Genomic DNA, 13,633 nt, shown 5'->3' with positions numbered 1-13,633 from the left:
ATCGTTCTGCCTGCCCTAGCCGCGCACAAATTCGAACATCCTGACGGTCGCCACCAGTTCCGACACCGACTGTTCAGACGTTGCCGGCAGGACGGCCGCGGGGGCGAAGCCGAGGTGAACGGCCTCGGGCGCCACATCGATTGTGGCGGTGCGGCAAGATGCGTGAATTTCGTGCGCGCCGGTTTCCCGCAGCACCTGCTCGGCATTGCCGGGCCGAATGCCGGAGCCCGGCATGATCGATATGCGCGCACCTGCCTTCTTGACCAGTTCCGCCAGCCGCGGCAGCGCATCGACCGCCCGGGAAGCCTGGCCGGACGTCAATATGCGCTCGAAGCCGAGAGCGACCGCGGTTTCAAGCGCCTCGTTCGGGTCCGGAACCAGATCGAAGGCGCGGTGCAGCGTGGTTCCGAGGGCTTCCGCGTGGCCGACCAGCCGAAACAGCACCTCGCTATCGAGCCTGCCCCGGGGCTCAGAGGCGCCGAGCACCACGCCGGCGAGGCCCGCCACGCGTGCCGCGTCGATCTCGCGCCGCATCTGGTCAATCTCGGCCGGCGAAAACACGAAGTCGCCCTCGCGTGGCCGGATCATCGCATAGACGGGTACTGGCGCCTTGCCAGCGAGCCGCATCAGGCCCGGCGAGGGCGTGAGCCCGCCGAGTGCGAGGGCGCTGCAAAGCTCGATCCGGTCGGCGCCCCCGGCAATGGCGGCTGCGAGGCCGTCTGGCGTGTCGACACAGATTTCAACCTTGATCGTCATGCCGGATCCTCCTCCGCCAGCATCGCCGCACCAATCAACCCGCTGGCGCCGCGCGTCAGGCCAGGTACGACGAGGGGCGCGTTATAGTTTCCGAGCACACGTTCCCGGACCGCGACATCGAGACGGCCAAGCAGCGCATTGTCCGAGGACAGACCGCCGCCGACCGGGATGACCGATGGTCCCAGCGTGTTCACAATCACGGAGAGCGGGCCGGCGAGCAGATCGATGAAGACATCGATCGTCCGCGCCGCGGCCGTTTCGCCATTGTGCCATGCCGCCGTGATCGCCTGGCTGGTGCGGGCCTCGCCCGCCAGCGCCTGATGGATGCGCTCCAGCCCGCGCGCCGAGCCATAAGTGTCGACGCAGCCAATCTGGCCGCAGCCGCAGCCGACGAGCGGAATGCCGCGCGCCCGGACCGCATCGGCGAGGATCGGGCCATGGCCCCATTCGCCCGTGACGCCATGGGCGCCGCGCACGAGACGGCCGCCGACCACGAGGCCGCCGCCGACACCCGTGCCGAGGATGATCGCAAACACGATCGGCATGCCTCGCCCCGCGCCGACACTGGCCTCGGCAAGCGCAAAGCAATCCGCATCATTGCCGACCTTGACCGGAATGCCCAAGCGTTCGGCAAGTTCGGCCTCAATGCGATGGCCATTGATCGAGGGAAGGTTGGCGGCCTGCGCGATTCCGTTCGCCGGATCGACCGTGCCGGCGATCGAGATGCCGATCCGGCTCGCCCCGCCACCACGCTCGACGAGGGCTGCAATCGCGTCGGAGAAGTCGGCCCAGCCCGTATGGGGCGTGGGCAGCGTGGAACGATCGGTGACCGTGCCGTCGGCATGAACGCGCGCAAACTCGATCTTGGAACCGCCGATGTCGAAAGCCGCACCGCCCTTCATGTCGACCAGTCTCACTGGAGCGCCGCGAAGGTCTGGCGAGCGCCGGCGATATAAACGCCGGCGACGTCGAGATCGCCCTTGAGATGCACGAAATCGGCGCGCGATCCCGGCGCGATGCGGCCATGCGTGCGGTCGATGCCGAGATATTCCGCCGGATAGAGCGAGGCCATGCGCAGCGTCTCGTCGAGCGAGAGACCGATCGTCTCCGTCATGAAGCGGATCGCGCTGATCATGTCGAGGTCGGAGCCGGCGAGCGTGCCGTCGCTGAGCGTCAGCTTGCCGCCTTCGCGCGTGATGACGCGGCCGTTCAGCGTGAACTCGGTCAGCGAGGAGCCGACGCTCGACATCGCATCCGTCACCAGATAGATGCGCGCCGGCGCCCGCTTGGCGCGAAGCGCATTGCTGATCGCTGCCGGATGAACATGAAAACCATCGGCGATCAGGCCGCACCAGACATCGGGGCTGTCGAGCGCCGCGCCGACGACGCCCGGCATGCGATGGCCGAGCTGGCTCATGGCGTTGAAGAGATGCGTCACGCCGCGCGCGCCGGCCGCGAAGGCCGCCGTCACGGTCTCATAGGACGCGTCGGAATGGCCGATCGTCACATGCACGCCCTTGGCCACCAACCCGGCAATCTGCGCCGGCGGGACGGTCTCGGCCGCGACGGTCGTCAGCACGTGGTCGATGCCGGTCGAGGTCAGGCGGTCAAAGTCGGCTTCGCTCATCGGGCGGATGAAGGCCGGATTATGCGCGCCCTTGCGCGCGATCGACAGATGCGGACCCTCGATATGGATGCCGAGGCAACCCGGGACCCGTGCCGCGATCGCGTCGCGCACGGCGGTGATCGCGGCCTCCGTCACCTCGGGCGTATCGGTGATCAGCGTCGGCAGCAGCGCCGTCGTGCCGTAGCGGGCATGGGCCGTGCAGATCGTGCGCACGCCCTCGACGGTCGTGGCACTGTTCAGCAGCGCGCCACCGCCGCCATTGACCTGCAGGTCGACGAAGCCCGGCACGAGCAGGCCGCCATCGAGGGTGATGAGTGTCGCATCGGCCGGCAGATGACCCGGCTCGACGACAGCCTTCACATGGCCGTCCTCGACCAGGACGGCGACATCGCGTCGGCGGTTTGCACCGTCAAAGAGTTCGGCGCCCGTGAAGGCGGTGAGGGTCGACATAGCAATTGTCCTTGAATGAATACGGATCGGTCAGACCGTCTCCGTCACTTTCTTCAGGTGGCGAGGCTGGTCGGGGTTGTAGCCGCGCGCGACCGAAACCTGCTCGACGAAGCGGTAGAAGGAGAGGCCGATCGAGATGGGGTCGGTGATCGCATGGCCGGTCGGCGCGATCGGCAGCTTGACACCGGGAACATCGGCGGCGGTGGCGGTGAAGACCTGCGCGCCCCGGGCATGGAGCGCCGATACCATGGCGATCAGGCTCGGCGCCGCCGCATCATTCGGGATGAAGGCGAGCAGCGGGAAGAATTCGTCCACGAGCGAGACGGGGCCATGCTGCAGTTCCGCGCCCGAATAGGCCTCGGCGTGCAGGATCGCTGTCTCCTTGAACTTGAGCGCCGCTTCGAGCGCGATGGCGAAGCCGGGGCCACGGCCGATCGTGTAGAGCGACGTTGCCTTGACGAAGGCCTCGAGCGCGGGGCTCCAGTCGCAGGCGAGCGCTTCCTCGAGCCGGTCGGGAAGGGCGGCAATCGCCGCCTGCAGCGCCTTGTCCTCGCGCCAGGCCGCGAGAATGGCGATCGAGGCGACGACACCGGCAATATAGGACTTGGTGGCGGCGACGCTGCGCTCGGGGCCGGCGCGCAGCGGGATGAAGCTATCGGCGAGGCCCGCCAGCGGCGCGTCCTCGACATTGACGAGCGAGAAGCTGGTGGCGCCCGCGGCCTTGACCGCCTCCATCAGCGCCAGGATGTCCGGGCTCTTGCCGGATTGCGAGATGGCGAGGGCGGCCGCGCCCTGAAGCCGGAGCGGGGCATGGTAGATCGAGGCGATCGACGGGCCGAGCGAGGCGACTGGCACGCCGGCCACGATCTCGCAGGCATATTTGAAGAAGGTCGCTGCGTGGTCGGACGAGCCGCGCGCAACGGTGACGAAGACCTTGGGATCGAGCGCCCGCAGGCGCGCGCCGGCCTCGGCGATCGCGTCGCCCGACTGGTCGAGCAGCCGGCGCACGGCGGCCGGTGCCTCGTCGATCTCGGCGCGCATCAGGGTCGTCGTCATATCCATTTCCTTCATTCTCCGACCATCGGCCGGGCAGGTCTCAGCTCAGGTTCAGTTCAGCAACGAAATCATAGGCATCGCCGCGATAATGCGAGCGGGTGAACTCCACCACGCGGCCATCGGGCAGGTAGGAGATGCGCTCGATCGAGAGCGCGGCCGAACCGGGCGCCAAACCGAGCATGGCCGCATCGGCACCGCCGACATTTTCGGCGTTGAGGCGCTGCACGGCGCGCACGGGGCGCATGCCGACGGCGGCGAGCGCGTCATAGAGCGAATTCTCGACGACGAGCGGATCCGGCAGGATGCGCGCCGGCACCACGGCCCGCTCGATGGCCATTGGTTCGTTGTCGGCGAGGCGGAGGCGGTTGAAGCGCGCGACGCGCTCCGCCGGCGACAGGCCGAGGATCATGGCCTCCGCCGAGGTCGGCATGCCGATCGAGCGCTCGAGCCAGCTCGCCGTCGGGATCAGGCCGCGGCTTCTCATATCCTCGGTGAAGGAAGTCAGGCGCGAGAGCGGCTGCTCGACCCGGCCGACGCCGCTGGAAACGAAGGTGCCCGAGCCGTGGCGCTGCCTGAGGACACCTTCGGCGACCAGGCCCTGGATCGCCTTGCGGACCGTGACGCGCGAGACATGCAGCGACGCCGCCATTTCGCGCTCGGCCGGCAGCGCATCATTCGGAACCAGCCGGCCTTCCATGATGGCGCCACGGATCATGGTCTGGAGACGCATATAGAGCGGGCCGCCTTCTTCGCCTGCGAGGCGTTCCGGCGCCAGCACGAGTTCGTTCATGCGAAGGCCTCCTTCGGCAGGAGCGTCGCGGCCAGCTGCAGCGCGCCTTCGAGCGCGTCGGATGCCGGCGGCACGATCATGGCGGAGATCGCCGGCGAAAGTCGCGGTGCATAGCGCGGCGCGAGCCCGCCAAAGAGGCTGATCCGATCGGCGCCGAGGCTGGCGAGCCTCCTCAGCGACGCCTCGATATCGCCGACCGCCTCGTCGACGATGGCGGTCGCGATCGGGTCGCCGGCATCGGCACGGTCGAGGACCAGCGGGGCGAATTCGCCATAGTCACGGGGGAGGGCTGTCTTGCCGAACGCCACCATGGCATCGGGCTTGTTGTCGAAATGGGCCAGGATCGCATCGGAGAGCGGCGTTGCCGCGATGATCCCGTCAAAGGCGAGCAGGCTCTGCCGCAACGCCTGATGACCGAGCCAGGCGCCGCTCGCCTGGTCGCCGACATGAAAGCCCCAGCCGCCGATGGTGATGAAGCGCCCGCCGATATTCGCAACATAGGCCGTGCCGGTTCCGAGGATGGCGATCGCACCATTGCCGCCCGGATGGGCGCCGCGACAGGCGATCCAGCCGTCCATTTCGAGCGCCGTGCGGCGGAAGGGCAGGGATGAGGCGAGGAAGCGATCGGCGAGCTCGGGAATATTGGCGCCGGCAAGGCCCATCCCGACCAGACACCGATTGAGATCCGCCGCGCCGAGGCCGCCTGCCTCCAGCGCGCCGGTCACCGCCGCCACGATATTGCTGAGCGCCGTTTCGACCCCGGCCAGCAGGTTGGCCGTGCCCGTCACGCATTCGCCGATCAGCGTGCCATCAAGCTGCCGTGCCCGCGCGCGGCAACGTGTGCCGCCGCCATCGACGCCAACGAGAATGACCGGTTCCGTCACGTGCGCAGCCCCAAAGGTTCTATCCGGCCATGCGGCGCATGGAATGCGCACCCGCCGATCCTATGCGCACGAAGATACCAAAATAAATCCAATTGCCAAGCGGAAAGACCAATCAAAGCCGTTCTCGAGTGAGGTTGGACCCAATGTGAGCCGGCGTTGGCGGCAACTATCAGATTTAACACAATTTATCGCTTTGACTGTGAGCGATCGCGATGGCAGATGCGCAATTCGGTACGAGCCTCTGGACGCAATGGTATTGCGTTGGTATCAGTTCCTGATTGAAAATGGAGCCTCTCGGTTCATGGCATCGCCGCGCACGGAAACGGTCGAGGATCGTTACAAGGGCATCGATCTCTGGCCTGCGGCCGACATTCTGGCGGCGCTCGCCGATGGTCAGGTGCGCGGTGCGTCGGCCGTCCGGGATGCAATCCCGGCGCTGGCACTGGCGGCGGGGCAGGCTGCGGAGGCGATTCGCGCCGGTGGACGGCTGGTCTATGTCGGTGCGGGCTCGTCCGGCCTGATCGCGCTGATCGATGCGCTCGAACTGCCGCAGACTTTCGGCATCCCGCAGGAGCAGATCATCGTGCTGCTGGCCGGCGGCGCGGCGATGACCACGACGTTGACCGGTGGGCCCGAGGACGATCCGGTTCTCGCCGCCGAGGATATTGCGCGCGCCGCCGTGACGCCCGGCGATTTTGTCGTTGGTGTCTCGGCGAGTGGCTCCACGCCCTATACCGTCACGGCCCTGAGGCTGGCGCGAGCCGCCGGAGCGGGGACGGCGGCGATCGCCTGCAATTCGTCGACGCCGCTTCACGCCGAGGCCGACATCGCGATCGTGCTCGATTCGGGCCCGGAAGTGCTGGCCGGCTCCACCCGCATGGGCGCCGGGACGGCGCAGAAGGCCGCGTTCAACATGCTCTCGACGATGATCGCGATCAGCCTCGGCCATGTCGTCGACGGCATGATGGTCAATGTGCGGGCGGATAATCGCAAGCTCGTCGGCCGCGCGACGGGGATCGTGGCCCGGATCGCATCGGTCGACGAGGCTACGGCATATCAGGCGCTGGAGATGGCCCATGGCGCGGTGAAGGCCGCGATCCTGCTTGCCGCCGGCGCGCCCGATAGTGCGACCGCAGAGGCACTGCTCGAACGAACCGGCGGCGATATTCGCCTCGCGCTCGAGGGCCTGCGCCCGACCTGAGCCGCGATCACGGCTCATGTCCCCCTTGCGCGGCGCGCCGTCTCGATGCGACTGTCGCGGCCGCATTTTGACAGGCGGACGACATGACCAAGAATATCGTGATCATCGGTGGCAGCCATGCGGGATCGCAGGCTGCGGCCAGCCTTCGGACCGATGGCTTCGACGGCAAGATCACCCTGATCTCGTCGGAACGCGAGCTGCCCTATCATCGCCCGCCCCTTTCCAAGGCGTTCATCAAGGCGGATGAGGGTGAATTGCAGGAGCTGCGCCCGGCCGCTTTCTACGAGAAGAACGCCATCGAGCTGCTGCTCGGCCGAACCGTGACGGCAATCGATCGCGTCGCCGGGCTGGTCCGGCTCGATGATGGCGATCTGCCATTCGATGGTCTCGTGCTCGCCACGGGTGCGCGCGTCCGCGTGCCGCCCGTTCATGGCATCGATCTCGACAATGTCTTCATGCTGCGCACGGCCGATGACGCGCGCCGGCTGAAAGCACGCTTCCACGAGGCGCAGGATGTCGTGGTCGTGGGCGGCGGTTTCATCGGCCTTGAGCTCGCCTCGACGGCCCGGCTCCTCGGCAAGACCGTCACCGTCCTCGAGGCGGCACCGCGGCTGATGGGCCGTGCCGTTGCGCCCGCGATCTCGGCGCATTTTCTCGAGCTCCACCGAGGTTGGGGTTCGACGATCCGGCTCGAAACCCCGGTCGCTGGGCTCGTCGGTGAGAATGGCGCGGTCGTTGCGGTCGAGACATTGTCGGGCGAGCGCATTCCCGCCGATACGGTGATCGTCGGTGTCGGCGTGGTGCCGAACATCGAACTCGCCGAGGCGGCGGAGTTGGAAGTCGCCAATGGCATCGTGGTCGACGCGACGATGGCGACCGCCGATCCGCGCATCGTCGCGGCGGGTGATGCCGTGTCGTTCCATCATTGGGCGCTCGGCCGGCCGGTTCGGCTCGAAAGCGTGCAGAACGCGGTGGACCAGGCGAAGACCGCCGCCGCCACCCTGCTCGGCAAGCCTGAGCCTTACAAGGCGGTGCCGTGGTTCTGGTCGGATCAGGGTGATGCCAAGCTGCAGATGGTCGGCCTCCTGAACGATGCCGATCGCAGCGTGCTGCGCGGCAAGCCTGAAGATGGCAGCTTCTCGGTCTTTCACTACAAGGGCGACAAACTGGTCGCGATCGACTCGGTCAATCGTGCCACCGATCACATGCTCGGGCGGCGCTGGATCGGCGCCGGCGCATCTCCCGCCCCGGAAAGCGTGGCGGATGAGAGCGTCGATCTGAAGAAGCTCGTCGTCGCCTGATCTGCCGGCATACGCGCTGGCCGGGTGATTGACAGCCCGGCTCGCCACGGCTCTCCTGCCTGTCCCACGCAGCAGGGAGCCTATCGGCCATGACCGCTTCAGCCATCGCGATGAGACAGCTTCCCGGCGCTCCGGAACAGCTGTCGACCCGGGTCGCCTTCTTCATCTCCGGCTTCGGTACAGCGTCATGGGCGCCGCTCGTGCCGTTCGCCAAGGCCCGCGCCGGCCTCGATGATGGCTCGCTCGGGCTCCTGCTGCTATGCCTCGGGCTCGGCTCGATCGTTGCCATGCCGATCGCCGGGGCGCTGGCATCGCGCTTCGGCTGCCGGGCGGTCATCATCGTCTCGGCGCTGCTGCTCGTGCTGCCGCTGCCGCTTCTCGCGACGCTCTCCAGTTTCGCGCTCCTGATCCCCACTTTGCTGATTTTCGGCGCAGGCGTCGGCTCCATCGATTGCGTCATGAACATCCAGGCCGTGATCGTGGAGCGCGCCAGTGGCCGCACCATGATGTCCGGGTTTCACGGCCTCTTCAGCGTGGGCGGCATCGTCGGCGCCGGCGGGGTCAGTGCCTTGCTCGGCTTTGGCGCCTCGCCCTTGGTCGCCACGCTCTGCGTCGCCGCGATCGTTGCCCTGGCGCTCGCCTATGCGGCGCCGAATCTTCTGCCCTATGGCAGCGAGAGCAACGGACCGGCCTTCGCCATTCCGCGCGGCGTGGTGCTCTTCATCGGTATTCTCTGCTTCATCGTCTTCCTGACCGAGGGCGCGGTCCTCGACTGGAGCGCCGTCTTCCTGAGCACGGTGAGCGGGCTCGATCCGGCCTATGCGGGGCTCGGCTACACTGCTTTCGCCACGACGATGACGATCGGTCGATTGACGGGCGACGCCATCGTGCGCCGCGTCGGGCGGACGAATATCATCCTGTTTGGTGGCCTCTGCGCCGCAGCCGGGCTGCTGCTCGCGACCACGGTCCAGCTCTGGTTCGCCGGTCTCATGGGCTATGCGCTCGTCGGCGCCGGCTGTTCCAACATCGTGCCGGTGCTCTACTCGGCCGTCGGGCAGCAGAAGACCATGCCGGAGCACATCGCCGTGCCGGCGATCACGACGCTCGGCTATTCCGGCATTCTTGCGGGACCGGCGGCCATCGGGTTCGTCGCCCATCTGACCAGCCTGCCGACAGCCTTCGTGCTGGTCGCGATCGCGCTCGTTGGCGTCGCACTCAGCGGGCGTCTGCTCAAGACCGGCGGTTGAAGCCGCCCGCTACCGCTATTTCGCCGATGTCGCCGTCGGATGGGTCGTTCCTGTCCGGCAATCCGGTCAGCGTCCCATTCCGCCCGGGCCCGGGCCATTGCCGTCGCCGAACCCTCCGCCGTTGAAGCCGCCCGAAGGGGGTGGGCCGTCGCGGTTCATACCACCGGTCATGCCAGTCGTGCCGCCACCCGGCCCCGGCGCGTTGCCCAGTGGGCCGCCCATGCCGGAACGATCGTGACCCGGGCCCGATGGTGGCTGGCCGCCAAACGGGTTGAACCCATTCGGCCCGTCTCCCGGTCCATTATCGAAGCGATCGCGGATAATGCCGGGGGGCGCGTTGCCGTTGCCCCAGCGCTGGCCCTTGCCTTCGCTCCGGATTGAGTCGAGCCGGGCCGCTCCTGAGCGGTCGATCGTCGCCGTCACGACGGTCCGGCCATGGGCATTGAAGGTTGCCTGACCCACATCGCGGATCAAGAGGTCCGAGCCGACCCGGATGTCCTGCCCGTCACGGGTGACATAGGCCTCGATCGAGAGCCTGGTGAGATTGTTGCCGCGTGGCAATCCGTCCAGCGTGGCGTCGGCCACGACCAGTCCGCCATCGGCGGGGCGACCGGCAATCGCGAGGGGCCGTCCGATGAGTTTGCGGTCGAGCCCATACAGCGCGAGGGTGCCGATCCGGACCTGATCGTTCGAGAGCAGCGGCGTGCCCGTGATCCGATCGGGGCCCGAGCGTCGCCTCTGGATCAGGCTCGCAACGATGGCGCCATCGGGGCGACGCAGACCTCCGATCGCGACGCGGGCGCCAGCTTTCCACCATTTGGCGGCAGGCAGCCGATCTGCGATGACGGTCTGTCCGAGAACTGTCAGCCGGGAGCCCTCGACCTTCTCGATCCGTCCCACGACGATACTCGTGACGTCGATCGCCGTCGTTGAATAGGTGTCGCCCCGCGCCGTCGCGGTCACCCGGACGACCTGGCCGATGCGAAGGTCGCGGACGGATGCCGGTGCTCCGTCGATGCGGACACGCACGTTGCGGCCATACTGGATCCGCACGCCATTCACGAAGATGCTGCCGAAGCGCTCGATCGTGCCGACGAAGCCGTAGACATTGTCGACGCCGGAACGCGAGATGCCCGTGCCGCCAATGCCGCGGTCGGCCGGCTTGTCGTCCTGCGCGCGAGCACCCGGCGTCGGAAACAGGAACACGCTGCCGAGCGCACGGAGGAGATGGCGACGGGAGAGGGAGAGCTTGACGCTCATGAGCTTGCGCCTCCGTCGTCGCGGCCTTCCGGCGGTCCGGCCTCGCCGTCGGCCGCCCTGGCGCCTGGCTCGGACGACCTGCGATCCGTCACCTGCTCGGCGTAGACGTAAATGCCGAAATTGATGCGCCAGTCTCCCGGCTCGTCGGTCTGGCAGGCTTCGTGCGCCTCACGATTGGCCGTCAGCAAGGCCTCCATGGCCAAACCTCTTGAACGCTCTTCCAATTGTTCGGCCAGGACTTGCGACAAGCCGTCATAGTGCATGGCCCGCTCCAGAAAACGAGGGCTGTTTCCCTCGACATTGGCGACCGCCGCCGCAATGTGGTCGTGCAGGTTTCGTCCGAGATAATAGAGCTGTCGCTCGCTGCCGGGTTGCGGGGTGAAGGCCGTTTCGGCGATGACGAGCCTGTCTTCGGCATCGTGGACGACCAGACCGCGATCGAGCCATTCGTCGAGAATGGCGCGTGGCCTAACATCGCGCGTGACGGCCTCGACCAGTTTCTCGAAGGACGGAGCGGGTTCCTCGGCCGTGCGTGGCAGCGGCAGCGGGTGGCCGTCCGGGCCGGTGAAGTCCTTCGAGGCCAACCAATGGGCGAGGATCAGGCTGGTCCGCGAGACGGTGGCCGGCACCGCATTGACCGGCGCACCGGCACCGCGCAGACGGCTCACTTCCTTGCGATGGATCCCGGTGAGCAGGCTGACCCGGCTGTCGGTCTGCGCCTTGTCGGGCAATACGAAATCGTGTTCCGCCACGTTCACATAGAGTTCGCGGAGAATGTCCGCCAGCGCGGGAAAGGTGATGCCGCTACGGATCAGGAGTCGGACCAGCGGGCGCAGCAGCCATGCGAGCGGCGCATGCATCTGCGATCCGTTGAGCGTTGGTCCCTTCGATCCGGGCATCTCTCTCCCCACAAATTCCGTGGGACATTATCCCATTTTTTCACGTTTGCGGAATCTCGTTTGATTGGCGTGTGAAATTGTCCCACATAGCTTTAGCCTCTCGCAGAAGCCGAACTGTGCTGGCGGGGTGATGAACTCTCTCGTCCGGCTCCGATCATCTTGCAGCGCGGTCAAGGGCCGCGTTGCCCCGTTGCGTCGCATCGACTAGAAGAGCGCCAATCCAATTCCTATATCTGGCCCTTCACGACAGCGGGGCGTTCGGAGCAGTTTATGGCGCGGCAGTTCATCTATTTCATGCAGGGTCTGACCAAGTCCTATATGGGCGGGAAGAAGGTCCTGGAGAACGTGCATCTCTCCTTCTATCCCGACGCCAAGATCGGCGTGCTCGGCCCGAACGGTTCGGGCAAGTCGACGCTGCTCAAGATCATGGCCGGGCTCGACAAGGACTATACGGGCGAGGCCTGGGTGGCACAGGGCGCCACGGTCGGCTATCTCGCACAGGAGCCGCAGCTCGATCCGTCGAAGAACGTGTTCGAGAACGTGATGGAAGGCGTCGCCAAGAAGAAGGCGATCGTCGACCGCTACAACGAGCTGATGATGAACTACTCCGACGAGACCGCGGAGGAGGGCGCCAAGCTCCAGGACATCATTGACGCGCAAAATCTCTGGGATCTGGAAAGCCAGGTCGAGATGGCGATGGACGCGCTGCGCTGCCCGCCGAGCGAGGCATCCGTCGCAAATCTCTCGGGCGGTGAGAAGCGCCGCATCGCACTCTGCCGCCTGCTGCTGGAACAGCCCGATCTGCTGCTCCTCGACGAACCGACGAACCATCTCGATGCCGAATCGATCAATTGGCTCGAAGGGCATCTGCGCGACTATCCGGGCGCGATCCTGATCGTCACCCATGACCGCTACTTCCTCGACAACGTCACCGGCTGGATCCTCGAACTCGATCGCGGCCGTTCCATTCCGTACGAAGGCAACTACTCCGTCTATCTGGAGAAGAAGGCCAAGCGCATGGAGCAGGAAGGCCGCGAGGACATGACCCACATGAAGGCGATCGAGCGCGAACGCCAGTGGATCCAGCAATCGCCGAAGGCGCGTCAGTCCAAGTCGAAGGCCCGTATCAAGGCCTATGACGAGTTGGTCGAGCGCGCAGAGGGCAAGACGCTACAGACGGCGCAGATCGTCATCCCGGTCGGCGAGCGTCTCGGCGACAAGGTCATCGAGGTCGAGAACCTGTCGAAGTCCTATGGCGATCGCCTGCTGATCGACAATCTGTCGTTCAAGCTCCCGCCGGGCGGCATCGTCGGCGTCATCGGGCCGAACGGCGCCGGCAAGTCGACACTGTTCAAGATGATCACCGGCGAGGAGAAGCCGGATTCAGGCTCGATCTCGCTCGGCGACACCGTGCATCTCGGCTACGTCAATCAGGGCCGCGATGATCTCGGCTCGAACAAGACGGTCTGGGAAGAGATCACCGGCGGCGCCGAAGTGTTCTATCTCGGCAAGAAGGAAGTGAACACGCGCGCCTATGTCGGCTCGTTCAACTTCAAGGGCGGCGACCAGCAGCAGAAGGTCGGCTCGCTCTCCGGCGGCCAGCGTAACCGCGTCCACCTCGCCAAGCTCCTGAAGGATGCCAACAACGTCATCCTGCTCGACGAGCCGACCAACGATCTCGATACCGAGACGCTGGCGGCGCTTGAGGAGGCGCTGGAGGATTTCGCCGGTTGCGCCGTGATCATCAGCCATGATCGCATGTTCCTCGACCGCCTCGCGACGCACATCCTCGCCTTTGAGGGCGACAGCCATGTCGAGTGGTTCGAGGGCAATTTCGCGGATTACGAGGAGGACAAGAAGCGTCGCCTCGGTCCCGATTCGGTCATGCCGAAGCGCATCAAGTACAAGCGCCTGACGCGCTGATCAGCCAGCCGCGATCCTGTCGGGCATTTCTGTCGTCGCTTGACGCAGATCTGCCCGGCAACGCCGCGCCATCATTGGCGCTGCAGGCTATTGCGCGAATCCTATCGGGATTTGAGCGCCCGCCAGTCCGACGGCGATCAGTCGGGCAATCGACCAGCCAGAATCGTACGAACGGTCCCCCAGCCCAGCGTGGGGCCGAGGGACCGTCCGTCGCCCCACCGGCCTGGCCGGTTTAGGCG

12 protein-coding genes are annotated in these 13,633 nt (G+C 66.4%); 4 read left to right on the top strand and 8 right to left on the bottom strand.

The window, feature by feature from the left end; all coding sequences use genetic code 11:
- Positions 1-15: 15 nt before the first annotated feature.
- Genes QO014_RS20975 through QO014_RS20950 form a run of 6 tightly spaced genes read right to left on the bottom strand, consistent with a single transcriptional unit; the run spans position 16 to position 5,563 of the window.
- Positions 16-756 (bottom strand): copper homeostasis protein CutC, encoded by a 741-nt coding sequence (locus QO014_RS20975; RefSeq protein ID WP_266350707.1) that lies wholly within the window; start codon positions 754-756, stop codon positions 16-18.
- Positions 753-1,673 carry an ROK family protein gene (locus tag QO014_RS20970; RefSeq protein ID WP_266350706.1) on the bottom strand — a complete coding sequence of 307 codons (921 nt, stop codon included), beginning with the start codon at positions 1,671-1,673 and terminating at the stop codon, positions 753-755. The genes QO014_RS20975 and QO014_RS20970 overlap by 4 nt, the downstream gene beginning before the upstream one ends.
- Positions 1,670-2,833: an N-acetylglucosamine-6-phosphate deacetylase gene (gene nagA, locus QO014_RS20965; RefSeq protein ID WP_266350705.1), complete on the bottom strand. Its 1,164-nt coding sequence runs from the start codon at positions 2,831-2,833 to the stop codon at positions 1,670-1,672. The genes QO014_RS20970 and nagA overlap by 4 nt, the downstream gene beginning before the upstream one ends.
- 30 nt (positions 2,834-2,863) lie before the next feature.
- Entirely contained in the window at positions 2,864-3,889 is a 1,026-nt protein-coding gene (locus tag QO014_RS20960) for an SIS domain-containing protein (protein ID WP_266350704.1), read from the bottom strand.
- Positions 3,890-3,929: 40 nt separating this feature from the next.
- Positions 3,930-4,679 (bottom strand): GntR family transcriptional regulator, encoded by a 750-nt coding sequence (locus tag QO014_RS20955; RefSeq protein WP_266350703.1) that lies wholly within the window; start codon positions 4,677-4,679, stop codon positions 3,930-3,932.
- Complete coding sequence (locus QO014_RS20950; protein WP_266350702.1) at positions 4,676-5,563, bottom strand: glucosamine kinase nucleotide-binding domain-containing protein; 888 nt, start codon at positions 5,561-5,563, stop codon at positions 4,676-4,678. The genes QO014_RS20955 and QO014_RS20950 overlap by 4 nt, the downstream gene beginning before the upstream one ends.
- Positions 5,564-5,864: 301 nt before the next feature.
- On the opposite strand from QO014_RS20950, the gene QO014_RS20945 reads away from it, so the two are divergent.
- The 3 genes from QO014_RS20945 (at position 5,865) to QO014_RS20935 (ending at position 9,312) form a co-directional block, all read left to right on the top strand.
- Entirely contained in the window at positions 5,865-6,764 is a 900-nt protein-coding gene (locus tag QO014_RS20945) for an N-acetylmuramic acid 6-phosphate etherase (protein ID WP_266350701.1), read from the top strand.
- 83 nt (positions 6,765-6,847) lie between these two features.
- The gene (locus QO014_RS20940; RefSeq protein WP_266350700.1) at positions 6,848-8,065 is read left to right on the top strand and encodes an NAD(P)/FAD-dependent oxidoreductase; all 1,218 of its coding nucleotides are present in this window, start codon (positions 6,848-6,850) and stop codon (positions 8,063-8,065) included.
- A gap of 89 nt (positions 8,066-8,154) precedes the next feature.
- Positions 8,155-9,312, top strand: a complete 1,158-nt coding sequence (locus QO014_RS20935) for an MFS transporter (RefSeq protein WP_266350699.1) — start codon at positions 8,155-8,157, stop codon at positions 9,310-9,312.
- 66 nt (positions 9,313-9,378) lie between these two features.
- Here the strand turns inward: QO014_RS20935 and QO014_RS20930 are convergent, their stop codons facing one another.
- Entirely contained in the window at positions 9,379-10,572 is a 1,194-nt protein-coding gene (locus tag QO014_RS20930; protein WP_266350698.1) for a DUF5666 domain-containing protein, read from the bottom strand.
- Positions 10,569-11,471 (bottom strand): DUF6502 family protein, encoded by a 903-nt coding sequence (locus QO014_RS20925; protein ID WP_266350697.1) that lies wholly within the window; start codon positions 11,469-11,471, stop codon positions 10,569-10,571. Before QO014_RS20925 ends, QO014_RS20930 begins: the two co-directional genes overlap by 4 nt.
- Positions 11,472-11,741: 270 nt before the next feature.
- On the opposite strand from QO014_RS20925, the gene ettA reads away from it, so the two are divergent.
- Positions 11,742-13,394: an energy-dependent translational throttle protein EttA gene (ettA, locus tag QO014_RS20920; protein ID WP_266350696.1), complete on the top strand. Its 1,653-nt coding sequence runs from the start codon at positions 11,742-11,744 to the stop codon at positions 13,392-13,394.
- Positions 13,395-13,633 lie beyond the last annotated feature (239 nt).

The organism is Kaistia dalseonensis (genome assembly GCF_030814715.1).
GTDB classification, from domain to species: Bacteria; Pseudomonadota; Alphaproteobacteria; order Rhizobiales; family Kaistiaceae; genus Kaistia; species Kaistia dalseonensis.
Note: the sequence above shows the minus strand (reverse complement) of the source record. Positions and strands in the feature narration are given on the sequence as shown.